The following is a 23,193-nucleotide window of genomic DNA, read 5'->3' as shown; positions in this document are numbered from 1 at the left end:
GGCAGGCCCTTTCGATCGATCTTCCCCGGCTCTGCTCAATCGAGCCCGATCAGGCGCGCTGTGATCGGCGACGACGGATCCTTCAGTCCGTCGATCACGGTAAAATGGTTCAGGCCGGGATCGACGACGAGGCGGGTCGGCACGTCGAAGCCGGTCCAGACATTGGCCATCAGGTCGGACTGTCGGATGAATTCCGGCCGCTCGCTGCCGCCGACCCAGGCGGTGACGGGCGAATGCCCGCGCGGCAGATGCAGCGCCGCGCTTTCGAGCGTCGCCTCCTCCATGGTCATGCCGAGCGTCTCGTTCATCTTGGTCTTTAGCAGCGGACGCAAATCATGCAGGCCGCTGATCGAGAGCGTGCCGGCGACGCGGTTGTAGACGGCGGGCTCCAGCCGGCTGTCGTCGCACAGCATGCGCGTGACGAGGTGGCCACCGGCCGAATGCCCGGCGAGCCGGATCGGCCCGGAGACGAGCGAGGCCGCCTTGGCGATCGCAGCGGCGATCTCGGCGGTGATGTCGGAGATGCGGGCGGCCGGCGTCAGCGTGTAGCTCGGCAACGCCACCGTCCAGCCGTAGTGGCGCGCCCCTTCTGCCAGATCCGTCCAGGTCGACTTGTCGAAGCGCATCCAATAGCCGCCATGGACGAAGACGACGAGCCCGTTGCTGTCGCCGTCGGGCAGGATCAGGTCGAGGCGCTGACGCTCACCGGAGCCATAGGCGATGTCGGGGCGAAAATGCTTCAACCCGGCGCGGTAGGCAGCGGCGCGCTCCGCCCATTGCGCCGGCATCTTGTCCGACCCCGGGATATGGGCCGAATTGGCGTAGGCATCATCCCAATCGCGCATCGTCACTCCCAGGGATTCGTCCAGCAAACTGGAAGCTAGTCTGCCACCGTGCAAGCCTGCATCCTAGTCTTTATTTTAAGCTTAAAGGATGTGGGAGGCTGGTGGATTGCGCACTCCGTCATTGCGAGCGCAGCGAAGCAATCCAGTCTGCCTCCGCGGTGGCAGTCTGGATTGCTTCGTCGCAAGCGCTCCTCGCAATGACGGCGGAGAGAGCTACGCCGTCTCCACGCCGCACCATTCCGCGATGAACAGCGCCATGGCCCTGGTCGTCTTCTTCAGCGACTCCAACTCGACGAACTCGTTGAAGCCGTGCATCTCGCCGCCGCTGGCACCGAAGCACAGGCTAGGGATGCCCTCGTTGAGGCCGTAGAAGCGGGTGTCGGTGAGCGCGGTGAAGACGAGGTCCTCCGGCACGCCGCCATAGACCTTGCCGAACGCCTTGGCGAACGCGGCCTCCGGCGCGGCGGAATCGGTCAGCTCATAGCCTTCGGATAAAAAGCCCGACCATTCGATCTCAGGCGGGTTGTTGGCGAGGAAGCGGTGGTTGCGCGCCGCAGCCGCGACGCAGGCCGCAATCTCCTTCTGGTGATCGGCGATCGACCAACCCGGCAAAACCGCGATCCGGCAATCGACATCGCACCAGGCCGGCACGCTGGAGGCCCAGTCGCCGCCCTTGATGATACCCGGGTTGAAGTTGATGGGATGGTTGAGCGTCTTGAAGTGCCTGTCGGCCTTGGCGCGCTCGTTCCACTCGATCTCGAGCTTCTGCAGCGCCTGGATCAGATGATAGGCGGCCATGATCGCGTTCGCGCCGGAGCCGGCAAAGGCGACATGGGTCGGGTGCCCCTTCACACGCAGGCGAAACCAGATCACGCCGACCTGCGAGCGCACCATCTTGCCGCCGGTCGGTTCCGGAATGAAGCAGGCATCCGCACGATAGCCGCGCTGCAGCGTCGAGAGCGCGCCGACGCCGGTGCTCTCCTCCTCGATGACGGACTGGAAGTGGATTCGCGCCGTCGGCTTGAGGCCCGCAGCCTTGATCGCATCGAGCGCATAGAGCGCGCCGATGGTGCCCGACTTCATGTCGCAGGCACCGCGGCCGAACATCTTGCCGTCCTTGATGACGGGCGAGAACGGCGGCGTGTCCCACAGTTCCAGGGGGCCTGCGGGCACGACGTCGCAGTGGCCCTGAAGGATCAGCGACTTGCCGGCGTTCGTTTGCGGGCGGTAGGTACCCACCACCGAACGCGCCTTTGAGAAATCATGTTCGATCGGACCGAAGCCGCGCAGATCCTTGAGGTCGTCGACATCGATGTGCCAGTCGTCGACCTCGTAGCCGCGTTCGCGCAGGAGATCGCCGATCATGTCCTGGCACGGCCCCTCCGCCCCTCGGGTCGAAGGGATCGCGACGAAATCACGGGTGGTGGCAAGCTGGGCCTCGAAGCCGGCGTCGACGGCATCGAGAATCCTCTGCTGCATTTCGGCATTCATCAGGCAACTCCAGGAAGTTCATTGGTCCCAAGGAGGCGCAAGCTAGCCGATTTCAGCCGTTCGGGTACTCCACAAAATATGCATCCCGCAATGCATCTTCGAGCAGGCGGCCTTCCGAATAGCCATTGAGCGTCGCGGGCCGGCTGACGCCGTCGAGCAGGCGCGGACACGGCTCGGGCGCGCCGAGCACCGTGCGAACCGGGATGCGTTCGGCATAGATCGGCAATGCATAGTCCTCGTCGTCGTCGGCAACACCTTTGGCGCGTATCTTGGCCGAGGCTTCCTCGATCTCCATTGCGATGAAGGACGTCGCCTTGATCTCCTGCGTAGTGCTCGCGCGCAGGCTCGCGGTGCGATCCGGGAAGAAGCGATCAACCATCGCGATCACCGCCCGCTCCTTCTCCTCGGCGTCGGTGACGAGATAGGCGGTGCCGAACGCCATCACCGCGCGATAGTCGGCGGAATGGTTGAAGCCGCAGCGCGCCAGCACGAGGCTGTCGAGATGGGCGACCGTGAGGCACACGCGCTCGCCTTTGGTCTGATTCCGCAGCATCCGGCTTGCGCTCGAGCCGTGCCAGTAGAGCTTCGTGCCCTCGCGCCAGAAGAAGGTCGGCGTGCAGTAGGGCTGGCCGTCGATCACATAGGAGACATGGCAGAGCATCGAGGAATCCAGGATGCGATGGACGGTCTCGTGATCATAGAAGCCGCGGTCGTGCCGGCGCTTCACCTGGTTGCGCGCCGATGTCGGATAGGAATTCGAAGTCTCGGTCTGGCTCACGGCCGCTCCTGCTCGGATTGAAAGAAATCTGGAAGCAGTTGTAGCGGCGCATTTGGTCTGCGATAGTTCCAATTCCATGCGAAATATTCCAACCAATTTCCGGCCCTCGGCTGCCAAGTCTTCCTTGCCGACAAAGACCGAGCTGCCGCTCGACCTTACCGGCCCGCACGTCACGCCAGGCGCCTCCGCCGCGCACCGGCTCTATCAGGCGCTGTGCGAGATGATCGTCTCCGGCCTGGTCAAGCCCGGCGAGCCGCTGCCGCCGTCGCGAACGCTGGCCACGCAGACCGGCTTCCGACGCAACGCCGTCGTCATCGCCTATGAGCGCCTGATCGCCGACGGCTTCGCCGAAGCGACCGTCGGCTCCGGAACGTTCGTCGCCGCGCGCATTCCTGCGCGCACGGCCGAACCGAACAAGCCGAGAGTCATTGTGGAAACGCCGGGGCAAGGCGCGTTCGCGCTCGGCTGCACCCACATCGACGAACGCGCGGTGCAACGCTTCCGTGCCTTCGTCGGCCGGCGCATGCGCAACTTCGGGTCGGAGCATCTGCACTATGGCGATCCCCGCGGCAGCCGCGAGCTACGCGCGGCAATCGCCGATCATCTGCTGTCGGCGCGCGGGCTGCGCTGCGATCCCGATCAAATCATGCTGACTTCAGGCACGCTGCACGCGCTGCGCATCGTGCTGAGCGCGATCCTCAGGGCGGGCGACCAGGTCTGGTGCGAGGACCCCGGGTACCCGGCCGCGCGAAAGACCATCGCGCATTGCGGCTATCGCGCCGTGCCGGTTCCCGTCGACGAGCACGGGATGCGGGTCGCCAAGGGCCGCCTCGCAGGGCCGGCCGCGCGCGCGGCCTATGTCACGCCGTCGCATCAGTTTCCGCTGGGCGTACAGATGTCGATGCCGCGGCGGCTGGAGCTACTGGACTGGGCGAGGCAGGCCGGCGCTTTCGTGCTGGAGGACGATTACGACAGCGAGTTTCGCTATGACGGCGCACCGCTGATGTCGCTCGCCGGCATCGATCGTCTCCAGCGCGTGATCTATCTCGGCACCTTTGCCAAGACGCTGTTTCCCGGCCTGCGCATCGGCTATTGCGCCCTGCCCGAACGCCTGATCGCGGACGTGACGGCTGCGCGCGCGGCGCTCGACCGCTTCCCCGGAACGTTGATGGAAGGCGCGGTGGCCGACATGCTCAACTCGGGCGCGTTCGCCGCAAACCTCAAGCGCGTGCGAAAGCTCTATCGCGACGCGCGCGACGTACTGGCCGAAACCCTGGAGGCCGCATCCGGTGGCGCACTCTCGGTGCCGGTGCCGTCGCAAGGCCTGCACCTGGTCGCCCGGTTTGATCCTGCGGTCGACCTGGCGGTGGCAGCGCGGGCCAAGCAGGCGGCGGGCGCTGAGGGTTGGCTGTTGGCCGACACCTATTCGCGCGCGCGGCCTCTGCCCGGCTTCGTGCTTGGATTTTCCGGCCATGCGGTTCCGCAGCTCGTCGCCTCCGCCAAACGGCTCGCGCGGGAATCGCGCGCAGCCCTGCGCTCCAGGAAGAGATCGGCCCGGCAGACCTGACGAAGGTTCACTATCAGAATCGCGAGCCCGTCCTTACATTGCGGTCTCAATGTCGGGATCATTCGCCATGCCTTTTCGCCGTGCTGCCTGCCTTTCAATCCTGATCTCCGCCGCGCTCGTGACGACGGCGCACGCCGTCACGGTCGGACGCGAGCAGGACATCACCGATCTCAAGCTTGGCCAGCGCGTGCAGGTGGATGATGGAACCTGTCCCGCCGGACAGGTCAAGGAAGTGCGCGGAACGAAGATGACCGAGAAGGGCGTCGCGCGCACCGCCGCGTGCGTGCCGCGGTATGGTCCGAAGACGAGATAGTTACTGCTTCGCCGGGTCGAACATGCACTGCAGGGTCGGCTTGGCGATCTTGGTGAAGGTCGGGCCGATCTCGCCCTGCTTGGACGCCGGCACCCAGTCGGTTTCGATGGTGGGCACGCCGGTCTCGCTGATGCCGCGCAATAGCGCTTCGCGCAGATCGCGGTCCTCGACCGCGGCTGCGGCATGATCGTGCAGGCAGCCGCAAACTTCCTCGGGATGTTCCCACCGCCCCAGCATCCGCGGCGCACATTGCCGCACGAACTCGGTGCGGGGATCCGGCAACCTTGAGGGCGCGCGCACCTGTGCCTGGACGGCATTTATCGTCAGAACAGACACGAACGCAGCAGCGCAAAATCGAACGATCATGACGGCCTTTATCGGCTGATTTTCTTGTTGTTGATCAGAAGCGCGCGGCAACCACGATCGACTGCGTCGCGGCGGTCGTAATTGGCGAGCCGCTGTACTGGAAAGTGCCGACACCGGGGAGATTGCCGTCCGGCGAGCCTGCGAACGAAGAACCGGCGACAACGAAACCAAAGGCAAGGATAAAGCTGAGCGCGCGCATGGTCTTGTCTCCGAGTTCCGGTGGCCGGCGGTGCGCCGTTCGTCGTTGTGAAGCTGATAACCATGGGCGGTTTCGCCCGTGATGCGCCAAAAGCGCAAAATGGTTTCATCTTGCGTGAGAATTGTTTCGTCCTATCCGGGGCGACGACACAATTCTCGGAAAACACCAATTATATCAGTTGGGTTTCGCCATCGCTCAAAGTGGCCTGTCAGGTTCCGGCTCCGGTGCGGCGGGCACACTGGACGCCGTCGCCGTCATGCTCCCGCCTCACCGGTTTCACACGCATTTTACGTTTTTCTGCTGATGGTGTCGCAAACGAGGGCTGGGTTCTGTCGAACCGGGGATGCTTCCGCTGCGACCCAAGCCATCGAAACCGAGACGCGGGGATCACCCGGCGCGTTGAGTCAAGGGATGGCCACTATGACGGTGCAAGATCGCGCAACGGCGCGCGGGGCGGAGCAACGGACCGACCGCGAAAATCAACGGTCGAATCGCGTCGCCTCAGCCGGCGCGATGTCGCTGCAATCCGGCCGCGGCTTCGAAGCCGCGCCACAAGCGTTCGTGCGGCTGACCGGCTCGCACCTCGCAAAACCGCAGTCCCGCGTCACTGAGTGAACGCAAGTGCGTCACTGCGTGAACGCAAGCGTCACTGCGTGAAGAACTCGCCGCACTTCTGGACGTTTGCGTCCGCCGGCCCCCAAGGCATGATCGGCACGGTCGAGGTCGAGTTCTTCGGCGAGCCCTCGATAATCCTGTCCGAATAGACCATGTAGACCAGCACGTTGCGCTTGGCGTCACAGCCGCGCACGATCTGCATTTTCTTGAAGAACAGCGAGCGTCGCCGGCGGAACATGTCATCGCCCTGCTCCATCTTGTTCTTGAACTTGATCGGCCCGACCTGGCGACAGGCCAGCGAGATGTCCGAGACCTCCTCGGCGAGGCCCAGCCAGCCCTTGAAGCCGCCTTTCTCCGGCACGGTGAAATGACAGGCGACGCCCTCGACTTCGGGATCGTCGAGACCATAGGTCGCGAGCTTGTCGTTCGGACTCATCCATTTGAACACGGTCGAGCGGCGGAAGATCAGATCGGGCTCGTCGGCGGCCGAAGCGGACGTTGCCGGCACGACCAGGGCCAGGAGGAGAAAAGCAAAGCCTTTCAAGCGGATGCTGGAAAGACCGAGGAAACGAGATGACATGAAGTTCTCCGGTAACAAGTCGCCACAATGTAGGTATGAGACGGCCGCTCAGGAAGACGACGGACCGACGGGCGCGGCCGCCGTTTACCGCTCCGTGAGGCTTTTTTGCTACGACTTGGACAAAAGTAGCGGATGGCAGAACCGCCATGCTGGTGAACGCGTATCCCCTCTGCGAGACTAACGTCTGATTTGGATTATGGATTCGAGGATGAACAGCGTGAACGGGTCGGGTTTTTCTGCCAAGCCGGCGCGGCTGTGGCAGGTCGCCATTTTGACGGCGGCGGGTGCGATCGGCGCGACCAGCCAGGCAGACGCAGCATTTTATTATTGGACGGATTATTCCGACGGGTCCTATTACGCCCGGCAGGACCGGCATCCCGAAATACCGCGCCAGAAGCCGCAGAAGCGCAGCGCCACCGGCAAGAAAGAAGTCGTCGCCGAGAAGGAAGCCGGCAGCAAGCCGCAAGGACCGCTCGTCATTGTCGTCTCGATCGACCGGCAGAAGGTCACGGTCTACGATACCAACGGCGTGTTCGCGGAATCTCCGGTGTCGACGGGCATGAAGGGCCATTCGACGCCGATGGGTGTGTTCAGCGTCATCCAGAAGCACAAATTCCACCACTCCAACATCTATAGCGGCGCGCCGATGCCGTACATGCAGCGGATCACCTGGTCCGGTGTCGCGATGCATGCCGGCGTGCTGCCGGGCTATCCGGCCTCGCACGGCTGCATCCGCATGCCGATGGCGTTCGCGGTGAAGATGTGGAATTGGACCCGGATGGGCGCACGCGTCATCGTCGCGCCCGGCGAGATGTCACCGCACAACTTCTCCCATCCTTTGCTCGCCTCGTCGCGCGTGCCGCCGCAACCCACCGCCAGCCTCGAGCCGCAGACCAATGTCGGCGACAAGGCCGACAAGGGCGCCGCGCAAGCCAAAGCCGCCGAAGCCAAGCCGGTCGAAACCAAGCCCGTCGAAACCAAGACCGCCAGCGCCGACAGCGTATTGGAGCTGCGCACCTCCGTCGGTCACACCGTGATGTCGGACGTGACCACGGGCAATGCGGCAGCCCACGAAGAAGCCGAAGCCACCGCGCCCGTCGACAACGCCAGGGCGGCCGAAGCATCGGATGCGGCCAAGCCTCCGGCGGAAGACGTTGCCAAGCCGGTGAACGCGGACAAGTCCGCCGACAAGGTCGAGGCCGTCAAGACCGAGCCGGTCAAGACGGACGCTGCGAACTCCGCGAAGACACCCGATGCGCCGGCACCTGCGATCGCCGCCTCGCCCGACGCGAAGAAGGACGAGAGCCGGCTTGCCGAACCCGCGCCGGCCGCAAAGCCTGAAGCGGCGAAACGGGCCGGCCAGATCGCCGTCTTCATCAGCCGCAAGGATTCCAAGCTCTACGTCCGGCAGAATTTTGCGCCGCTGTTCGAGGTGCCGGTCACCATCGCCACCAGCGACCGGCCGCTCGGCACGCATATCTTCACTGCCGAGCTCGACAAGTCCGATTCCAATGCGCTGCGTTGGTCGGTGCTGTCGCTGCCGGTCACCGCCCGCTCCGCGGCCCGCGACGACGGCGCCCACCTCACGCGCCGCCAACGTGGCGTGGCGGTAATCCCCGTCGCCGCCAAACCCGTGGTCACGCCGGACAGTCCGGCCGCAGCCCTCGACCGCATCTCGATCCCCGCCGACACGATGGCGAAGATCAACGAAATGCTGACATCGGGCGGCTCCATCATCATCTCGGACCAGGGCATCAACCAGGGTGAGACCGGCGAAGGCACCGACTTCATCGTCCGCCTGTACTAAGGCGTTTTCGAGCGAAGTGGATACCGGTTCGCGTCGAGAAAACGCGTCAACAGCTTGGCGTTGCACGGCGCCCGATAACGCGGTGTTGACGAGGCAGGCCGCCGCACCGGAGTAACATGCGACCGGGATCATTTCGGGGGACGCCGTCATGATGAATCGCAGAACCATGCTCTTAGCAGCGCTGGCCGGCACGCTGGCGCCGGCGGCGCGTGCTTTCGCCGACAGCGGCATGAGCCGGATCCCGGCCTATGCCTTTTCCTTCCCCGCTTTATCCGGCGACGACATCCGCCTCGCCGCCTTTGCCGGCAAGCCGCTGCTGGTGGTCAACACGGCCTCGCTCTGTGGCTACACGCCGCAATATGCCGGCTTGCAGGAGCTCTGGAACGAGTTTCGCGAACGCGGGCTCACCGTGATCGGGGTGCCCTCCAACGATTTTGGCGGCCAGGAGCCCGGCGGCACCAGCGAGATCACGGAGACCGCGCACCACCAATATGGTGTTACCTTTCCGATCACCGCCAAGGCCATCGTGGTCGGCGCAAAGGCGCATCCATTCTACAAATGGGCAGCGGAGGCGCGGCCAAGGGAAGTTCCGCGCTGGAACTTCCACAAATACCTGATCGGACGCGACGGCTATATCGCCGAAGTCTTTCCGTCCGCGATCGAACCGGCGGACACGCGGATCAAGACCGCCATTGCCAGGACGCTGGCCGACACTTGATGCAAGGCGCGCCCAATCCGGCTGGGCACAATTGTGGCGGGATGCCAAACAGCCGTTGCAATGGCGATGGCCCACCATCTAGGCTAGGATCGTTTGGGGCAGGACGGTTTTGCCGAAGGCGAAAAGCAGCGGCGGAACAACGGGATCAATCTCGAGGATAACACCATGCGTGTGGCGGCAGGACTGATTTTGGCAAGCGCGATGTCGGTCGCGATGACCGGCGCAGCATGGTCGCAGACCCCGGCCGCAAAGCCCGCAGCCGCGACGCAAGCCGCCCCAGTGGCGACGCCGGCCGCAGCCGCGCCTGCGGCGGCACCGCCGGCAGCTCCCACGGTGGCCGTCGCGCCGGCGGGCTTCGTCAATCCGCCGCCGCCCAAGCAGGCGCCGCAACCGGCCCGCGCGGCCTGCAACACGCCGGGCGCACTCGGGGTCGCCCGCACCGTCGAGATCGACACCACGGGCGGTCCCGGCTTCGGCTTCGAGCACTTCAAGGAGCTCGACTTCCTGCGCGACAAGGAGGTTGTGCTGACCTTCGACGACGGCCCCTGGCCGCGTAACACGCCCGCCGTGCTGAAGGCGCTCGCCGACGAATGCACCACCGGCATCTTCTTCTCGATCGGCAAGCACGCGACCTACGAGCCGGAGATCCTGAAGCAGGTCTACAACGCCGGCCACACCGTCGGCACCCACACCTGGTCACACGCCAATCTCAACAACAAGAAGCTCACCGAAGCGCAGCGCAAGGAAGAGATCGAGAAGGGCCTTTCCGCGGTGAAGTGGGCGCTCGGCGGCATCTCGCCCTCGCCGTTCTTCCGCTTCCCGGCGCTTCAGCATCCGCCGGAGATGGTCACCTATCTCGGCAACCGCAACACCGCGATCTTCTCCTGCGATATCGACTCCTTCGACTTCAAGGCCTCCAAGCCCGAGAAGGTGGTCGAGACCGTGATGAAGAAGCTCGACACCAAGGGCAAGGGCATCATCCTGATGCACGACTTCCAGAAGCACACCGCGGAGGCCCTGCCCGAGCTGCTCAAGCGCCTGAAGGCCGGCGGCTACAAGGTGGTGGCGATGCGCGCCAAATTCCCGGCCTCGTCGCTGCCCGAATACGACCAGGAGCTGCTCAAGGACGCCAAGCTGCCGACGGTGAGCCAGCGTCCGGTCAATTCCGTGGTGACGACCGTTTCCGAATAGACGGCATTGTCTTTCCGTATCGAAGGCTACGTCATCGTCTCCGCCGACGGCATGCTCGCCGACGCCGGCCATGTCATGCCCGACAGCCTGAAGTTCGACGGCGACAAGCTGTTCTTCGAGCAGGCGCTCGATCGCGCCGCGCTGATCGTGCACGGCCGCAACTCGCATGAGCAGCAACCGAACTCGCCGCAGCGCAAGCGGCTGATCGTCACCCGCAGGATCAAGCCGCTCACCGTCGATCCGGAAATGCCGAACGCGACGCTGTGGAATCCGAAACAGGCGAGCTTCGAGGAGGCATGCGCCTTTGCCGATGTCGCCTCCGGCATGGTCGCAATCATCGGCGGCCCCGTCGTGTTCGAGATGTTCATGGGCCGGTACGATACGTTCTGGCTGTCGGAAGCCCCGCATGTGCGCCTGCCCGGCGGCGAAGGCTGTTTCGTCGGCGTGCCCGAGCGGACGCCGCAGCAGGTGCTGACGTCACACGGGATGCAGCCTGATGCGCCGTATCTGCTCGACGCCGCGCATGGGGTGACCGTGACCCCGTGGCGCCCGGCGAGAGCTTCCAACTAAAAACTCGAAAACAACCCCATGCACAGTAGCGGCATCTCAGTACCGGCCTCCAACCGGTTGAATCCCAGTGCATAACAAGCGCCGTCGCCCGCCAGCTGGCCGGCATGAGGCTCCTCACAACGGACTACGATGGCCGTCATGGTCATCGGATGAGCAGCAGGATTTGAGCCGCATCAATGCGCTTCTCACCGGTTCATTCGACGATGACAACGCCGGGACTTCACATGCGATAGGCTCGCCACATGTCCCACATTCTTCTTCCCGACCATCCGCGCGAGGAAAGCGCACGCCTGCTGGGCCAGGCCCTGCACTGCCGCCAACTCGCGACGTCCGCGATCGAGAAGCCGTTGATCGAGCAACTCGTCACGCTGGCGAAATCTTATGAAGCCAAGGCCGCTCTGCTCCGCGCAACCTGCGGCGTCGTCAGCTACACGTCCCCGTAGGCCGCCTCGGCCGGACGCGTGGTGCGGCCGTATCCCATGATCATGAACAAGGCGCCCATGATCGACAGGTTCTTCAACGCGTCGACCACCATCCTGGCGTTGTCGGGCGGCGCCTGGTTCCAGAAATCGTCGAACAGCACGGTCGCAATCGCGACGTAGATGATCATCAGCATCGCGAAGAACCGCGCGCCGAAATTCAGCGCGATCATCAGGCCTGCGATGATCTCGAGACCGCCGACGGCGATCGCCAGCAGCTGCGGCGTGGTCATGGCCGTGGCCGTCTCGATCTGCTTGGCGTAAGGCGCGACGATGTCGGGCACCACGACCTTGGTGGCGATGAAGTCAGCGGTCGCCTGGATGGCAAAGAGCTTGGTCGCGCCCGTGTAGATGAACAGCACGGCGAACAGGATTCGCCCGAAAGTCACGAACGCTGGCATGATCGGCCTCTTGGCAAAGCGCTAAGCACGGAACGCGCCGACGGATTATGGAGAGTCGTGCGCGGGTTTACAAACGGTGAAATGGAGAACTGGAAAGGAATTCAAAGTCGCTTGTCTTTTTCCTTCTCCCCTTGCGGGAGAAGGTGGCTCGCCGCGAAGCGGCGAGACGGATGAGGGGTATCCATCGTCGCGAACGACTCTGGCGATCGCGGCGCGCGGAGAGATACCCCTCATCCGGCGCTTCGCGCCACCTTCTCCCACAAGGGGAGAAGGAATTTGCACCACCGACGACGCTACGTGAACAACGTCGGCTGCCGTGCGGCGCGCTCTTGCGCTTCGACGACGGCCACGGCCGTCATGTTGAGGATGCCGCGCGCCGTCACCGAGGGCGTCAGGATATGCGCCGGGCGCGCCGGGCCGATCAGGATCGGGCCGACGGGAAGCGCGTCTGCGAGCGACTTGATCATCTGATAGGCGACGTTGGCGGTGTCCAGCGTCGGCATGATCAGGATATTGGCCTCGCCCTCGAGATTGGAGTGCGGCAGCACCATTTTTCGCGCGGCGGCCGAAAGTGCGGTGTCGCCCTGCATCTCGCCGTCGGCCTCGATCTCCGGATGCTTTTCCTTGAGCAGCTGGGTCGCGCGGCGCATCTTGCGCGAGGAATCGGTGTCGTAGCTGCCGAAATCCGAATGCGAGACGAAGGCGATCTTCGGCTTGATGTTGAAACGCTGGACGTGGACCGCGGCAAGCGATGCGATCTCGGCAAGTTCCTCCGCGCTCGGATTGGGTCGAACTTGCGTGTCGGCGATGAAGAAGGCGCCCTTGCTGGTGATCAGCAGCGCCAGCGCAGCGTAGTCGCTGATGCCCGGGCAAAAACCGACGATCTCGCGGACATGGCGCAGATGACTCATGTAGCGGCCCTCGACGCCGCACAGCATCGCATCCGCTTCCCCGCGCGTCACCGCGAGCGCGGCGATCACCGTGTTGTTGGTGCGCACCACGGTGCGGGCCGCATCCGGCGTCACGCCGCGGCGGCCGGCGACCTCGACATAGGACTGCACATAGGAACGGTAGCGCGGATCGTCTTCGGGATTGACCAGGTCGAAATCCTTGCCGGCGCGGATCGACAGGCCGAAGCGCTTGATGCGGGCGTCAACCACCGAAGGACGACCGACCAGGATCGGCCGCGCCAAATTCTCCTCCAGCACCACCTGCGTGGCACGCAGCACGCGCTCGTCCTCGCCTTCGGCGTAGATCACGCGCACCGGCTGGGTCTTGGCCTTGGCGAACATCGGCTTCATGACGAGGCCGGAGCGGAAGGCGAAGCGCTCCAGCAGCGCGGTGTATTCGTCGAAATTGGTGATCGGCCGCGTCGCGACGCCGGATTCCATTGCCGCCTTCGCCACCGCCGGCGAGATGCGCAGAATCAATCTGGGATCGAACGGGCTCGGGATCAGCGAGCCCGGGCCGAAGCCCTGCGTCTCGCCGGTGTCGAAACCTTGCGCGACGGCATCCGACGGCGCCTCGCGCGCTAGCTGCGCGATGGCCTCGACGGCAGCGTGCTTCATCTCCTCGTTGATCGCGGTGGCGCCGACGTCGAGCGCGCCCCGGAAGATGAAGGGAAAGCACAGGACATTGTTGACCTGGTTCGGATAGTCGGAACGACCGGTGCAGATCATGGCGTCGGGACGCGCCTTGCGCGCCTCCTCCGGCATGATCTCGGGCGTCGGGTTCGCGAGCGCCATGATCAGCGGCTTGTCGCCCATCGCCTTGGCCATCTCCGGCTTGAGCACGCCCGGCGCCGAGAGGCCGATGAAGATGTCGGCGCCGCCGATGACGTCGGCGAGCGTGCGCTTGTCGGTCTTTTGCGCATAGACCGCTTTCCAGCGGTCCATCGTGGTGTTGCGCCCCTCGTGCACGAGGCCGTCGATGTCGCAGACCCAGATGTTCTTGCGCTGCGCGCCCATCGACACCAGCAGATTGAGCGTGGCGATTGCCGCGGCCCCTGCCCCCGACGCCACGATCTTGACGTCGGACAGCTTCTTGCCGTTCAGGCGCAGGCCGTTGGTGATCGCGGCGGCGACGATGATGGCGGTGCCGTGCTGGTCGTCATGAAAGACCGGGATCTTCATGCGCTCCTTGAGCTGCGCCTCGATCTCGAAACATTCCGGTCCGCGGATATCTTCCAGATTGATGCCGCCGAAGGTCGGCTCCAGTGCCGCCACCGTCTCGACCACGCGCTCGATCGTGTCGGCGGCGATCTCGATATCGAACACGTCGATGCCGGCGAATTTCTTGAACAGGACCGCCTTGCCTTCCATCACCGGCTTGGAGGCCAGCGGGCCGATATTGCCGAGGCCGAGCACGGCGGTGCCGTTGGAGACCACGGCAACCAGATTGGCGCGGGTGGTCAGCGTGGCGGCTTCCGCCGGATTCTTGGCGATCTCGGTGCAGGCCGCAGCGACGCCCGGAGAATAGGCCAACGCAAGGTCGCGCTGGTTGGCAAGCGGCTTGCTTGCCTGGATCTCGAGCTTTCCAGGGCGCGGCAGACGATGGTAGGCGAGCGCCGCCTGGTGGAGATCATCAGAATAGGACGACATGCGGTGTCTCGCCTCGCGTTACCGGCCTCAAAATGCACGATCCGAAAGCGGCTGTCCAAGCGGACCGTATTTCCGGGTCATGGAAACGGGATGAAGCACGCCGGGCGCCCCGGTGGCAACATCGGATTGCGGCCCCATCAACAGGGCGCGTGGTCAAATATTTGAAAACCATAGCTTTCCCTGGACCGCGCGGCGTTTCGCGAATATGGCAGGTTGCGCGGTGCAAGACGAGCAACTGGAGTTGGGAATGAAGCGAATCCTGATCGGCCTGATCGCACTTGCCGTGATCGGCGCGGGTGGATGGCTCGGCTTTAATCTCTATGTCCAGCACCGGGCGACGAGCGAGGTCGAGGCGGCCTTCGAGCAGATCCGCGCAGGCGGCGGCAAAGCGAGCCACGGCAAGATCGGGTTCGAGCCGGGGACGCGTACCCTGACGATCGAGGACATCGCGATCGCTCCCGGCGAGCAGCCGCAGGCGCAGATCAGGATTGCCGGCATCACCGGCACCGGGGTTCGCCTGATCGACGACAACAGCTTCTCGGCCGACCACATCGAGGTCAGGGGTTTCGAAGTCGCGCTGGACCAGGTCGGTGACGCGAAGCTGAAGGCGTCCTACAAGGTCCCTCAACTCACCTTGCGTGACTATGTCGGCCCCGTTCACGCCGGCAATGCGCCGGCGGGCGGCTCGCTGATCGACATCTACCGCTATGTGCTCGATAAGTACGCAAGCATTACGGCATCATCAGTCACGGCTCCGACGCTGACGATGACGTTCGATACCAGCGGCAGCGCCGCCGGCAGCGGCGAGGTCGCCTATTCCGGGCTCGCGATCCAGAATCTCAAGCGCGGCAAGATCGACGCGATGAAGGCGGACCGCGCCGTCTTCACCATCGACGTTCCGCAGCCGGGCAAGCAGGACAAGCTGAGCGGCGACCTCTCCAACATCATTGTCAATGATTTCGACTCCACCGCGATCGCCGCGGCACTCGATCCGGAGAAGACCGGCGACGACAGCTACCATCGCGTCTATCGGCAGATCGCGGCCGGGCCTTATGTGCTCAAATCGACCCAGGGCATGCGGATGGACATCGACGGGATCACCTTCGAGGACATCGCGGTGCAGCCCTCAAAATTCCGGCCGGCCGAGATCATTGCGCTATTGCCGGCGGACCGCTCGGCCGTCCCGACCGCCGCACAATCGCGCGAGATCATGGAGAAGCTCGCCGGATACTACGAAGGCCTTCGCATCGGCAGGATCGAGGTCGGCAAGACGTCCATGGGCACGCCGCAGGGGACGGCCAGGATCAATGCCGTCCGATATCGCGAGGGCGAATTCGCGGTCGAAGGCGTCGATACGCCCTCGCCGCAAGGCCAGTTCAAGATGGAGCGCTTCGCGCTGAAATCGTTCAGTGCGGCAAACCTGATGCGCTGGGCGGCGGGGCTCGGCAGCCAGGGGCAGCCGCCCTCGCCCGATCAGATGCTGGGCCTGTTCCAGGTGCTCGAAGGCGCCGAGATCAAGGGCGTGGTGGCGCCCTACAAGACTACGCGGCAGCTCGTCACGATCGACACGATCAGCCTGAATTGGGGCCAACTGGTCGGGTCCATTCCGAGCAAGGCCAATCTCGTCGTCAAAATGGTCACGCCGACCGATCCCGCCAATCCGGCGCTGCAGCCGCTGACCATGGCCGGCATCGACAAGCTCGCCATCGACCTCGATCTCGGCGCGGCCTGGACGGAATCTTCGGGGGCTTTCGCGCTGGCGCCGGCTACGATCGATCTCGGCAATCTCGCCAGGGTCCAGGCGGGTGTGGCGCTCGCGAAAGTGCCGCGCGGCCTGTTCACGACTGATCCGGCGCAGGCCATGAGCGAGGCGGCGCAGGTCGAGACCGGCGCGGTCGAGCTTTCCTTGCGCGACAGCGGCGTCGTCGATCTCGTCGTCGCGCAGTTCGCGCGCATGCAGAACGTCAGCCGCGATGCCGCGCGCGGAGCCATCGTCGCGATGATCAGGGCCCAGGGCGAGAAGGTTGCGGTCTCCAATCTCGACGTCAGGGCGGCGGCGGATGCCCTTGCCGGTTTCGTCGAGACCTCGGGGCAGACGCTCACCATCAAGCTGACCCCGCACGGGAAGCTGCCGGTGCTTCAACTGATGGACGTCCTCAACAACGAGCCGATCATCGCGCTGGCGCAATTCAGGATCGAGGCGTCGACGGGGTTGTAAGTGATCGATCTCGTGTCCCGGACGCGCTGCAGCGTGTAGCGCTGCGCAGAGCCGGGACCCAGAAGCTTGCTGCTCGCTGAGACATGGGCCCCGGCTCAGCAGCGCACCGCTGAAGAGCGCTGCGCTGCGTCCGGGGCACGAGCTCCCTCACTTCTGCGGCAAGTTCACCCGCACATGCAGCTCACGGAGCTGTTTGGTCGTGGCTTCCGACGGCGCGCCCATCAGCAGGTCTGCGTATTGCTGGTTCATCGGGAACAGCGAGATCTCGCGCAGATTGTTGGTGCCACACAGCAGCATGACGATGCGCTCGAGGCCGGCGGCCATGCCGCCATGCGGCGGTGCACCGTACTGGAAGGCGCGGTACATGCCGCCGAACCGCTCGACGACCTCCTGCTCGCCATAGCCGGCGATCTCGAATGCCTTCACCATCGCTTCGGGCACATGGTTGCGGATGCCGCCCGACGCCATCTCGTAGCCGTTGCAGGCGATGTCGTACTGGAACGCTTTGATGGTCAGCGGATCCTGCGACTTCAGCGCGTCGAGGCCGCCCTGCGGCATCGAGAACGGGTTGTGCGAGAAGTCGACCTTCTTGTTCTCCTCGTCATACTCGTACATCGGGAAGTCGACGATCCAGGCGAACGCGAACTGATCCTTGTCGATCAGGTTCAATTCCTCGCCGACCTTCGTGCGCGCCATGCCGGCGAACTTCCAGAATTTCTCCGGGTCTCCGGCCACGAAGAACGCGGCATCGCCCTCCTTGAGATGGAGCTGCTCGCGGATCGCGGCCGTGCGGTCCGGGCCGATATTATTGGCGAGCGGGCCTGCACCCTCGCCGCCCTCGCGCCACATGATGTAGCCGAGGCCGGGCTGACCTTCGCCCTGCGCCCACGAGTTCATGCGGTCGCAGAAGGCGCGGCTGCCGCCACCCTTGCCCGGGATTGCCCAGACCTGGTTCTTGGGGTCTTCGAGCATGCGCGCGAACACCTTGAAGCCGGAGCCGCGGAAGTGCTCCGAGACGTCCTGCATCTCGATCGGGTTGCGCAGGTCCGGCTTGTCGGTGCCGTATTTGCGTAGCGCCTCGGCAAACGGAATCCGCGGCCAATTCCTGGTGACCGGCTTGCCCTTGGCGAACTCCTCGAACACGCCGGTGATGACCGGCTCCATCGCCGCGAACACGTCGTCCTGGGTGACGAAGCTCATCTCGACGTCGAGCTGGTAGAACTCCGGCAGACGATCGGCGCGCGGGTCCTCGTCGCGGAAGCAGGGCGCGATCTGGAAATAGCGGTCGAAGCCCGACATCATCAACAGCTGCTTGTACTGCTGCGGCGCCTGCGGCAGCGCGTAGAACTTGCCGGGATGGATGCGCGACGGCACCACGAAGTCACGCGCGCCCTCCGGCGAGGAGGCCGTCAGGATCGGCGTCTGGAATTCGAAGAAGCCCTGCTCCTTCATCCGCTTGCGCAGGGAGTCGACCACCGCGCCGCGGGTCATGATATTCTGGTGCAGCTTTTCGCGGCGCAGGTCGAGGAAGCGATACTTCAGCCGGATATCCTCGGGATAATCCTGGTCGCCGAACACCGGCAGCGGCAGGTCGCCGGCCGGCCCCAGCACCTCGATCTCGCTGACATAGACCTCGATCTTGCCGGTCGGCAGCTCGTCATTGTCGGTGCCTTCGGGGCGGCGGCGGGCCTTGCCGTCCATCCGCACGACGAATTCCGAGCGCAGCTTCTCGGCCTGCGCGAAGGCCGGCGAGTCCGGATCGACCACGCACTGGGTCAGGCCGTAATGGTCGCGGAGGTCGATGAACAGCACGCCGCCATGGTCGCGGACGCGATGGACCCAGCCTGACAGGCGGACCGTCTCGCCGATATTGCTCTCGCGGAGCGCGCCGCATGTATGTGACCGGTAGCGATGCATGGTCGTCCCAAAATCAATGTGGAGAGGTCGAATCGGGCAGGGCCTGATGTCCTAGCCGAAGTTGCGCAGGGTTTACCCGACGAGGCCGAGGGCGGCAACCAATGGAACGGCCTGTTTTGGGCCTGGAAGGCTCATTTTTGGCCGGTTTTGGCTCAAGCCTTTGCCATCCGGCGTTCCCCGCCTATCTTTACCGGTATGACCGTCCATTTCCCCTTTCAGAATTCGTATGCCGCGTTGCCGGACAGCTTCTTTGCCCGCGTCGCGCCGACCCCGGTGGCGGCCCCCCGGCTGATCAAGCTGAACCGGCCGCTGGCGCTCCAGCTTGGGCTCGATCCCGACTTGCTGGAGACGGCGGAAGGCGCGGCGATCCTGGCCGGCAAGTCGGTTCCTGATGGAGCCGATCCCATCGCCATGGCCTATGCCGGCCACCAGTTCGGGCATTTCGTGCCCCAACTCGGCGACGGCCGCGCCATCCTGCTCGGCGAAGTCATCGACCGGGACGGCGTCCGCCGCGACATCCAGCTCAAGGGAAGTGGCCCCACCCCGTTCTCGCGCCGCGGCGACGGCCGCGCGGCGCTCGGGCCGGTACTGCGCGAATACATTGTCAGCGAAGCCATGTTCGCTTTGGGCATCCCGACCACCCGCTCGCTTGCCGCCGTGGTCACCGGCGAGCACGTGATCCGCGAGGTAGCGCTGCCCGGCGCGGTGCTCACCCGCGTCGCCTCCAGCCACATCAGGGTCGGCACCTTCCAGTTCTTCGCCGCCCGCCGCGATACCGACGCGGTTCGCGCCCTCGCCGACCACGTCATTGCGCGACATTACCCGGCGCTGCGCGAGGTGGAGCGGCGTTACCACGCCCTGCTGGCGGCGGTCGTCGAACGCCAGGCCAATCTCATCGCGCGCTGGCTGTTGGTCGGCTTCATCCACGGCGTGATGAACACCGACAACTCCGCCATCTCCGGCGAGACCATCGACTACGGTCCCTGCGCCTTCATGGATGCGTACAACCCTTCGCAGGTGTTCTCGTCGATCGACGAGATGGGCCGCTACGCCTATGCCAACCAGCCGCGGATCGCGCTGTGGAATCTGACGAGGCTCGCCGAATGCCTGTTGCCGCTGTTCTCGGACGAGCAGGAGAAGGCGATCGCGGAAGCGCAGGACATTCTCGGCGCCTTCACTGAGACATTCAGCACCGCCTATCAGGCAGGCCTGCGCAGGAAGGTCGGCCTGTTCACCGAGCGCGATGGCGACGAAGCCCTGATCCAGGACCTGCTGGATGCCATGGCGAAGAACCAGGCCGATTTCACCCTCACCTTCCGCAAGCTCGGCGATGCCGCCGTTGATGACAGCGCGGATGCGCGTGCGCAATTCATGGAGCCCGCAGCCTTCGACGAATGGGCAGGCTGCTGGCGCGCGCGCCTAGCGCTGGAATCGCAGGGCGCCGCCGAGCGGCGCGCGGCCATGAACGCGGTCAATCCCATCTTCATCCCCCGCAACCACCGCGTCGAAGCCGTGATCCAGGCGGCCGTCAACGACGACTACGCGCCGTTCGAGGAGCTGGTGCAGGTGTTGGCGAAACCGTTCGACGACCAGCCGGACTACGCCGCCTACGCCGATCCGCCGCTGCCGGACCAACGGGTGCTGCAGACGTTTTGCGGGACGTGAGGCGGGTTCGACCGCTCACGACCATCCCTGAATTATGCACTGCACGGATCGCGCCTTGCGCGATCCGTTGCTGTCCCGCGGGCCCTGTGGACACATCCCGCCCACGGGAACCGCTGTCATCAAACTGAAACACACGCACTCTAACCGCCTGTCAGGGTCGTCTTGCCGGAGGCGCCCGTCCTCCAACGGTCCTGACACACGCCATGCCCTTCAAATTCATCCACCTCACCGACACGCATCTGGCCAACCCCGGCTCGACCCTCTATGGCCTCGATCCGCGCGTCCGGCTGGACGCTGCGATCGCCGACATCAACAAGCATCAATCCGACGCCGCCTTCGCCGTCGTGACCGGCGACCTCACCCATTGGGGCGAGGCTGAATCCTACGCCAATTTCGCCGACGCGATGGCCGCGCTCAAGATTCCGTACATCGCCATGGTCGGCAATCACGACAAGCGCGTCACCTGCCTCGACAGCCTGAAGGCCGCGCCGAGCGATCCCAATGGCTTCGTGCAGGGCACGCGCACCACCGAGCACGGCCTGTTCGTGTTCCTCGACACCCTGGACGAGACCAGCCATGCCGGCGAGATGTGCGCCAGGCGCTTCGACTGGCTGGCGAAGACGCTCGCGGCCGCGCCCGCCGACATGCCGTTCGTCGTATTCATGCATCACCCGCCCTTCCCCGTCGGCGTCCATGCGATGGACGAGATCGGGCTGAAGCAGAGCGCGGAGTTCGCCGAAGTAATCGCGCCCTATCGCCCCCGCATCCGCCACCTGTTCTTCGGTCATGTGCACCGACCCATCTTCGGCAGCTACGGCAAGATTCCGTTCTCCACCCTGCGCGGCACCAACCATCAGGTCTGGTTCGAGCTCGACGCCGGCGCACCGCATCTGGCCAGCCACGAGCCGCCCGCCTATGGCGTCGTCCTGATCGACGATGAGAACCTCGTCGTGCATAGCCACGATTTCCTCGACACCAGCCTGCGCTTCCCCTTCGAGCCACCTGCAGGAGTGGACGGCCGCGACTATGCACTCAACTTTCCGGCGCGGTGAGATGAGCCTCGCCGAACCCGCGGCTCTCAAGGTCGCGACCTCGGCGGCGCCGCGCCTGGACGTGCCGAAGCGCCTCGTCATGCGCTTCAAGGCTTCGCTGCCCGCCTATCTCCTGTTGCTGCCATCGCTGGTCTTCCTCGCGCTGTTCACCTATGGCGCGATGGGCCGCGTGCTGGTCGATGCGCTCTACCAGCGCGCCACGCCGAAGGCCCCGGTCCGCTTCGTCGGTCTCGACAACATCGCAGCGGTGCTGGCCGACCCCGCCTTCTCCGGCGCGGTCGTCAACAATCTCGTCTATGCGGCCGGCACGGCGATCCCGAGCATCGGCCTCGCGCTGCTGTTCGCGCTGACGCTGTCGCGCACCCATGCCGTGAGCAGCGCGCTGCGCGCCGCGCTGTTCCTGCCGGTGCTGATCCCGATGGTCGCGGCCTCCGCGCTGTTCATGTTCATCTTCCTGCCCAATGTCGGCCTGCTCGACTACTACATCGGCCGCCTGCTTCCGGTGCTGCCGAACTGGCTCGGCGACCCCGACATCGCGCTTTACGCGATCATGATCATCACGATCTGGAAGAACGCCGGCTATTACATGCTGTTCTTCCTCGCCGGCCTTCAGTCCGTGCCAGAGGACGTGATGGAAGCCGCGCATCTCGACGGCGCCGGGCCTTACCAGCGCCTGCGCCATATCATTCTGCCGGAGCTCAAGCCCACCTTCCTGTTCGTCACCGTGATCGCGATCCTCAACGCGGTGACGCAGGTCGACCACGTCTTCGTCATGACCCAGGGCGGACCGTCGAACTCGACCAACCTCGTGCTGTTCTACATCTACCAGCAGGCAGTCGAGCATTACGACGTCGGCAAGGCCTCGGCCGCGACGCTGCTGACGCTCGCCGCGCTGATGGGGCTGACCGCGCTCTCCTTCCGCACCCTTGCGAACCGCGAGGGCGGGCCATGAAGCTCATCGCCGCCCTCTACAAGGACGCGCCGCTCGCCACACGCGGCGAGATCACGCCCAAGCTCGGCTTCGCGCTGACCGTGCTGCTCGCGATCGTCTGGCTCATCCCGTTCTTGTGGATGGTCGTCGCGACGCTGCGCCCGGCCTCCGACGGCATCAACGCCATGGCCGAGTTGATGCCGAGCCTGAAGCCGACGCTCGACAATGTCAGGGACGCCTGGGAGATCGGCGATTTCCCGCGCTACACGCTCAACACCACGATCATCTGCGCCGGCATTCTGCTGGTGCAGTTCGTCACGATCACGCTGGCCGGCTTTGCCTTTGCGCGCCTCGACTTCGCCGGCAAATCGCTGATCTTCTATCTGTTCCTGATGCAGCTGATGTTGGTCCCGGTGCTGCTGATCGTGCCGAATCTGAGCCTCGTGGCGCGGCTCGGCCTCTACGACACGCTCGCCGGCGTGATGATGCCGTTCTTCGCCTCCGCCTTCGGCACCTTCCTGATGCGCCAGGCGTTCGAAGCCATTCCGACCGAGCTCGAGGATGCCGCCCTGATCGACGGCGCCAGCCTGCTCCAGCGCATCCGCCACATCTACGTGCCGCTGTCGATGCCGAGCTTCTCGGCCTTCGCCATCATCTCGGTCACCAGCCACTGGAACGACTTCCTGTGGCCGCTGATGGTGATCAACTCGCCGGACAAGCGGCCGCTCACGGTCGGGCTCTCGGTCTTCACCAAGACCGCCGAAGGCACGCAGGCCTGGGGCACCATCGCAGCGGGCACGCTGATGGTGATCGCCCCGCTGCTCGTCACGTTCCTGATCTTCCAGAAGCGCTTCATCAGCTCTTTCGTCACCTCAGGCATCAAATAGGAG

21 protein-coding genes are annotated in these 23,193 nt (G+C 64.8%); 12 read left to right on the top strand and 9 right to left on the bottom strand.

Annotation, left to right across the window (positions count from 1 at the left end; genetic code table 11):
* Nucleotides 1-35: 35 nt before the first annotated feature.
* The 3 genes from CIT40_RS15215 to CIT40_RS15205 form a co-directional block, all read right to left on the bottom strand.
* Nucleotides 36-845 carry an alpha/beta hydrolase gene (locus tag CIT40_RS15215; protein ID WP_094896732.1) on the bottom strand — a complete coding sequence of 270 codons (810 nt, stop codon included), beginning with the start codon at nucleotides 843-845 and terminating at the stop codon, nucleotides 36-38.
* 213 nt (nucleotides 846-1,058) lie between these two features.
* On the bottom strand, nucleotides 1,059-2,336 hold the full coding sequence (locus CIT40_RS15210) for an ArgE/DapE family deacylase (protein WP_094896731.1): 1,278 nt from the start codon (nucleotides 2,334-2,336) through the stop codon (nucleotides 1,059-1,061).
* Between the two features lie 52 nt (nucleotides 2,337-2,388).
* Nucleotides 2,389-3,114, bottom strand: coding sequence for a pyridoxamine 5'-phosphate oxidase family protein (locus CIT40_RS15205; protein WP_094896730.1), 726 nt, complete (start codon nucleotides 3,112-3,114; stop codon nucleotides 2,389-2,391).
* A gap of 76 nt (nucleotides 3,115-3,190) precedes the next feature.
* Between CIT40_RS15205 and pdxR the strand changes: the two genes are divergently transcribed.
* Both pdxR and CIT40_RS15195 read left to right on the top strand, forming a co-directional pair.
* A complete protein-coding gene (gene pdxR, locus CIT40_RS15200; protein ID WP_094896729.1) occupies nucleotides 3,191-4,681 on the top strand; it encodes a MocR-like pyridoxine biosynthesis transcription factor PdxR in 1,491 nt (496 codons plus the stop codon).
* Between the two features lie 67 nt (nucleotides 4,682-4,748).
* Nucleotides 4,749-4,994, top strand: a complete 246-nt coding sequence (locus CIT40_RS15195) for a DUF6719 family protein (RefSeq protein ID WP_094896787.1) — start codon at nucleotides 4,749-4,751, stop codon at nucleotides 4,992-4,994.
* Here the strand turns inward: CIT40_RS15195 and CIT40_RS15190 are convergent, their stop codons facing one another.
* From CIT40_RS15190 to CIT40_RS15180, 3 genes are all read right to left on the bottom strand, one after another.
* Nucleotides 4,995-5,360, bottom strand: coding sequence for a hypothetical protein (locus CIT40_RS15190; RefSeq protein ID WP_094896728.1), 366 nt, complete (start codon nucleotides 5,358-5,360; stop codon nucleotides 4,995-4,997).
* Between the two features lie 34 nt (nucleotides 5,361-5,394).
* Nucleotides 5,395-5,559: a hypothetical protein gene (locus CIT40_RS15185; RefSeq protein ID WP_167443348.1), complete on the bottom strand. Its 165-nt coding sequence runs from the start codon at nucleotides 5,557-5,559 to the stop codon at nucleotides 5,395-5,397.
* Between the two features lie 646 nt (nucleotides 5,560-6,205).
* Nucleotides 6,206-6,754: a CreA family protein gene (locus CIT40_RS15180; protein ID WP_094896726.1), complete on the bottom strand. Its 549-nt coding sequence runs from the start codon at nucleotides 6,752-6,754 to the stop codon at nucleotides 6,206-6,208.
* A 208-nt stretch (nucleotides 6,755-6,962) separates the two neighbouring features.
* Here CIT40_RS15180 and CIT40_RS15175 point away from each other — a divergent pair, with 208 nt between their 5' ends.
* The 5 genes from CIT40_RS15175 (at nucleotide 6,963) to CIT40_RS15155 (ending at nucleotide 11,483) form a co-directional block, all read left to right on the top strand.
* Entirely contained in the window at nucleotides 6,963-8,561 is a 1,599-nt protein-coding gene (locus CIT40_RS15175) for a L,D-transpeptidase (protein WP_162307502.1), read from the top strand.
* Between the two features lie 148 nt (nucleotides 8,562-8,709).
* A complete protein-coding gene (locus CIT40_RS15170; protein ID WP_094896724.1) occupies nucleotides 8,710-9,279 on the top strand; it encodes a glutathione peroxidase in 570 nt (189 codons plus the stop codon).
* Nucleotides 9,280-9,444: 165 nt separating this feature from the next.
* Nucleotides 9,445-10,470 (top strand): polysaccharide deacetylase family protein, encoded by a 1,026-nt coding sequence (locus CIT40_RS15165; protein ID WP_094896786.1) that lies wholly within the window; start codon nucleotides 9,445-9,447, stop codon nucleotides 10,468-10,470.
* Nucleotides 10,471-10,476: 6 nt separating this feature from the next.
* Entirely contained in the window at nucleotides 10,477-11,040 is a 564-nt protein-coding gene (locus CIT40_RS15160; RefSeq protein WP_162307501.1) for a dihydrofolate reductase family protein, read from the top strand.
* Nucleotides 11,041-11,282: 242 nt separating this feature from the next.
* Nucleotides 11,283-11,483: a hypothetical protein gene (locus CIT40_RS15155; RefSeq protein ID WP_094896723.1), complete on the top strand. Its 201-nt coding sequence runs from the start codon at nucleotides 11,283-11,285 to the stop codon at nucleotides 11,481-11,483.
* Here CIT40_RS15155 and CIT40_RS15150 read toward each other — a convergent pair.
* Both CIT40_RS15150 and CIT40_RS15145 read right to left on the bottom strand, forming a co-directional pair.
* Nucleotides 11,468-11,920 (bottom strand): DoxX family protein, encoded by a 453-nt coding sequence (locus tag CIT40_RS15150; protein ID WP_094896722.1) that lies wholly within the window; start codon nucleotides 11,918-11,920, stop codon nucleotides 11,468-11,470. The genes CIT40_RS15155 and CIT40_RS15150 overlap by 16 nt on opposite strands.
* A 293-nt stretch (nucleotides 11,921-12,213) precedes the next feature.
* A complete protein-coding gene (locus tag CIT40_RS15145) occupies nucleotides 12,214-14,520 on the bottom strand; it encodes an NADP-dependent malic enzyme (RefSeq protein ID WP_094896721.1) in 2,307 nt (768 codons plus the stop codon).
* Nucleotides 14,521-14,767: 247 nt separating this feature from the next.
* Here CIT40_RS15145 and CIT40_RS15140 point away from each other — a divergent pair, with 247 nt between their 5' ends.
* Entirely contained in the window at nucleotides 14,768-16,738 is a 1,971-nt protein-coding gene (locus CIT40_RS15140; protein ID WP_162307500.1) for a hypothetical protein, read from the top strand.
* Nucleotides 16,739-16,885: 147 nt separating this feature from the next.
* Here the strand turns inward: CIT40_RS15140 and aspS are convergent, their stop codons facing one another.
* Nucleotides 16,886-18,655: an aspartate--tRNA ligase gene (aspS, locus tag CIT40_RS15135; protein ID WP_094896719.1), complete on the bottom strand. Its 1,770-nt coding sequence runs from the start codon at nucleotides 18,653-18,655 to the stop codon at nucleotides 16,886-16,888.
* A gap of 195 nt (nucleotides 18,656-18,850) precedes the next feature.
* Here aspS and CIT40_RS15130 point away from each other — a divergent pair, with 195 nt between their 5' ends.
* From CIT40_RS15130 to CIT40_RS15115, 4 genes are all read left to right on the top strand, one after another.
* Complete coding sequence (locus CIT40_RS15130; RefSeq protein ID WP_094896718.1) at nucleotides 18,851-20,320, top strand: protein adenylyltransferase SelO; 1,470 nt, start codon at nucleotides 18,851-18,853, stop codon at nucleotides 20,318-20,320.
* Between the two features lie 203 nt (nucleotides 20,321-20,523).
* A complete protein-coding gene (locus CIT40_RS15125) occupies nucleotides 20,524-21,372 on the top strand; it encodes a phosphodiesterase (protein WP_094896717.1) in 849 nt (282 codons plus the stop codon).
* Between the two features lies 1 nt (nucleotide 21,373).
* Nucleotides 21,374-22,324, top strand: coding sequence for a carbohydrate ABC transporter permease (locus tag CIT40_RS15120; RefSeq protein WP_162307499.1), 951 nt, complete (start codon nucleotides 21,374-21,376; stop codon nucleotides 22,322-22,324).
* The gene (locus CIT40_RS15115; RefSeq protein WP_094896715.1) at nucleotides 22,321-23,190 is read left to right on the top strand and encodes a carbohydrate ABC transporter permease; all 870 of its coding nucleotides are present in this window, start codon (nucleotides 22,321-22,323) and stop codon (nucleotides 23,188-23,190) included. Before CIT40_RS15120 ends, CIT40_RS15115 begins: the two co-directional genes overlap by 4 nt.
* Nucleotides 23,191-23,193: the final 3 nt, after the last annotated feature.

It is taken from the genome of Bradyrhizobium amphicarpaeae, from assembly GCF_002266435.3.
GTDB lineage: Bacteria > Pseudomonadota > Alphaproteobacteria > Rhizobiales > Xanthobacteraceae > Bradyrhizobium > Bradyrhizobium amphicarpaeae.
This window is presented reverse-complemented; position numbering and strand designations above follow the sequence as displayed.